The sequence below is a fragment of the Streptomyces sp. NPDC025793 genome (assembly GCF_055558375.1).
The window spans coordinates 1-2,163 of the sequence record NZ_JBVHMR010000136.1 but is presented as its reverse complement, the minus strand read 5'-3'; the positions used below and the strand labels follow the sequence as shown (position 1 = coordinate 2,163).

Genomic DNA, 2,163 nt, shown 5'->3' with positions numbered 1-2,163 from the left:
GCTACGAACGGAAAGCCGACCACTTCCTCGCCTTCACCAGCATTGCCTGCACCCTGATCTGCTACCGCAGACTCACCAAATGAGATGAGCTCTTAATCGCCTCGTTCGGGCACTCCGGCTCGCAGGCGCCACAGTTGATGCAGTCTTCAGTGATCTCGACGGCCATTCGCTCGCTCCTGACTCCTGGTGCGGTCCGATGACCAACGAGCCAACAGCCAGGCAGTACCGCACAGCGCCTGCAAAAGAGGCACGCCGATCAGGGATTCTCCAGAGACCGCCAGCTATCGACTGCCAATGAAGCCAGTAGATCGTCGCGGCTAAGAGCTTGCGCAGATAGGTACGCTGCTTGGGCGACGTTTGGTTGGTCGTGATGCAGCAGCGAGAAGAGCGGATGTGACTGGCGAACTACGTGAGATCCCACTAATAGGCGGTCCAGTGAGGTTCCGCGGCGTGCTGGATTTGGAGCGAACCGAGACTGGCGTGTTGCCATGGCGGTTGCCCACTTGGGCACGGGCGCAGTTCCCGGACGAGTCCGTCGAGCGGATGGCTACGTTGTACCCCCGAGCCGGGCTTGTGGCCGGGATCGGCCGGATGCAGAAGTGTCCGGGATTCCTGTGTCGGCAATAGCCCATCGCCGTTGGTTCAAGCCGCTTACAGTTCTCTGTAGACACGGCGGTGGACGAGCCGTTCCGCTGAGTCGATCCCGCAGGTTCCTCCCAGGGCATAGGTGAGCACTCTCGACGGATCTGCGCAGAGGGTCAGTCCCACCAGAAATCCCAGCTGTTCATACCGAGGATGCGCTCCGCATAGGCGGCCAGGGTGCAAGGACGGGGGCCCTGCCAGATGTTGTCCGGGCAGAAGGCGAAGTGCTCAGCGGCTACGAGCAGGGCTTCCTGTGTATCCACCGGGGGCGCCGCGACGCTGAGGTGGAGGGTGCCGAAGCCAACAGCTACGACGCGCGCGCCGAAGCGGCGCTCCCAATCGCTCACGACGGCGGAGAACTTGGCCGTGTCGTTGTCGTAGTTGGCCGGACCGTCCCAGCCGGCGGCGGTCAGTGCGTCAGCCCCACACAGAGCAGTGACAAGGCCGAGGCGCGACTGAGGGTGCTGGTTGTAGAAGACCCCCGCATACTCGGTAGCCATCTCATCGGCGCCTGCCACGGGCTCATGGCTGAGGGGGACGGTGGCGCGGGCGTGGCTGAGCGGACGACCAGCTTTCATACCGGGGATCAACCACCTGCCGGTGGCCAGAGCGGCTCCGCTGTACGGAAGACGACCCTGCTTGAGCTGCTGGATGGCGAGTTGGCCCAGGACGGGCGGTAGGTGGATCTCGGTCTCGCCGAGCGTGAGGTAGACGGCGCTGGCGGAGCTGCTGTGGGTGACCCGTATGTCGCCGGCGCGAAGCAGAAGGATCTTCGTCAGCGGAGCAGCGTAGGTGAGGATGAGTGCGCCCATGAGGCGGTCGGCGGGCTCGAGGGCGTCGTCGTGGAGCACGCGGCGGAGCAGTTGCCACCGCTGCTCGGCGGTAAGGGCGGGTTTCGGTTGGTCGCTGCGCGGTTTGTGACAGGCGAGTTTGCGGCTCTTGCGGGTTCGTGTGGTCCAGCGGAGGAATGCCTCCAGCGCTCCCAGGTGCTGTGGGTTGCGGGAGAGGAAGTCGTCAATGTCTATCTGGGTGGCTTCGGCCACGGGCGTGTCGTGCTGGGCGAGCCAGGTGAGGAACGACTGGGCGGCTCTGATCCGGGTCTTGGCATACTGGAAGGTTGAATAGGTCTGGGGCCTGCTGTCTCGGGGCCGGTGGATCCTGGGTAGCAGCCGCCATGTGCCGTACTCGTGGAGGATGAGCCGTTGGTCGGCCGAGTCTGCTGTGGCAAGGTGGTTGGTCAGCCAGCGCTGGAAGTCTGCAGCGTAGGTGTTGCGGGCCGGCAGGCATCCGGTGGCGACGAGTTGGCCGCGGATGGTCTCGGTGGTGCGGCTTCTGGGGAGAGCGTCCAGGGCCGCGTGGTCGACGGGGATGGTGCCGGTGCCCATGGCAATCAGCAGCCCGGGATTCTTGCGCAGCCAACTGAGCGAGCTAGTGCGTTGACCACGAACGTTGCCGGGGTTGATCAGGCGGCTTTGGGGCGTGGGCGGCCCCAGCGTTGCTGGCGTTCGCTGCGGACCTTGG

2 protein-coding genes are annotated in these 2,163 nt (G+C 64.8%); both read right to left on the bottom strand.

Going from position 1 to position 2,163, the window contains the following annotated elements; translation table 11 throughout:
• Positions 1-61 precede the first annotated feature (61 nt).
• Positions 62-166 carry a 4Fe-4S binding protein gene (locus ACZ4MF_RS48870; RefSeq protein ID WP_467500904.1) on the bottom strand — a complete coding sequence of 35 codons (105 nt, stop codon included), beginning with the start codon at positions 164-166 and terminating at the stop codon, positions 62-64.
• A 592-nt stretch (positions 167-758) separates the two neighbouring features.
• On the bottom strand, positions 759-2,163 hold a 1,405-nt coding region (locus ACZ4MF_RS48865), incomplete at its 5' end, for a DUF4253 domain-containing protein (RefSeq protein WP_467500902.1).

Excerpts from the sequence above, each read along its gene's own strand:
- ACZ4MF_RS48870 (WP_467500904.1), bottom strand. The coding sequence starts at position 166 with ATGGCCGTCGAGATCACTGAAGACTGCATCAACTGTGGCGCCTGCGAG.